The sequence below is a fragment of the Rhodoferax sp. U11-2br genome (assembly GCF_018619435.1).
Taxonomy (GTDB): Bacteria; Pseudomonadota; Gammaproteobacteria; order Burkholderiales; family Burkholderiaceae_C; genus Rhodoferax.
In genome coordinates, this window is record NZ_JAHFZF010000066.1 from 1 (window position 1) to 1,149 (window position 1,149).

The 1,149-nt window shown below is 54.7% G+C and carries 1 protein-coding gene; it reads right to left on the reverse strand.

All coding sequences use genetic code 11. The annotated features are described in order from the left end of the window. Window positions 1-371: 371 nt before the first annotated feature. The coding region (locus KKO72_RS20755; protein ID WP_214943766.1) for an SDR family NAD(P)-dependent oxidoreductase at window positions 372-1,149 on the reverse strand (778 nt) is incomplete at its 5' end.

Here is a 1,149-nt window from a genome sequence, read left to right on the forward strand (position 1 = left end):
CATCAGGGACCGTGACCAAAAGTCACATCAAGAGTCCGAATGTACGGGTGCAATCTTTACCTTCTGATCATTATGAATTGAGAGCTTGGCATACCGGGGGCGTCCATGTACAGAATTTGGTTGGCTCGTACTCATTGCCTGGCAGCAGACATTCAGATCTTGTTTGCAGGGCGGGTACGATGAACAGCCGAAATGCAGCTGGCATTCACGCGGTGTTTTCGCGAGTCCAGTAGGCAGCGAATGCCTACCGCAACGAAAGGCCACTCCTCGGCGGCCCAACGGTCGTCCGGCACTTCTTCAAACACACCATAGACCCCACAAAAAACAAAAGCCCTACAAGGCTTGGTAAAAAAGCAGTAGCCGACATCAATCTATTCACCTTTAGCCAATTCTGCTTTGCCCATTTCTAGCGCACCCGAAAGAAGGATCGCGTTGCGCAGTCTGGACGGCAAGGCAACCAGGAATGCAGCGAACAGTCCATGGCGCCAGTGACCGTGAGATGCGACCGTGTGCCCCAAGTGAGATAGCGCGGCCTGTGCAGCCTGCTGCGGTGAAATGGTAATGGCGGCTGGCTCGGTTCCTGCTGCCATCGCAGTAGACATGACCGTAGGTTGGTACGACAGCACATCAAGTTGGTTTCGGTACTCGAAAGCAAGTGGAACGGACAGATGGTCAATAAATGACTTGCAAGCACCATAGAGCTGCGTTCCGGGCCAATAGAAGCGGCCGACGATGGAGCCAACATTCAGAAGCGCAGACAGACGCTCTGTGGATGCTGCGTGTCGAAGCAAAAATGGGAGCATCTTATGCGTCACGATGGCTGTAGTACTGACGTTCACGGCAAGCAGATGGCGTATGGCAGCGGCGGGAACATCCGCATATCGACGGTGGACCGTGGTTCCAACACAGTTGATCAGCACAGACAAATCAAGCTTCTGCACGGCAGTGGCCAGGGGCTCATAGGTGTGAGGTGAGGTGTCCGACAGATCAACGGACACTGTGCGCACTTGAACGCCAAGCGCCTGCAGCTCGTCCTTTAAACGGTCCAACTTTGACTGCGTGCGTGACACCAAGATCAGGTTGAAGCCATGGCGCGCAAGCTCCTGCGCAAACGCTTTGCCTAGACCATCGCTGGCACCCGTGATGAGC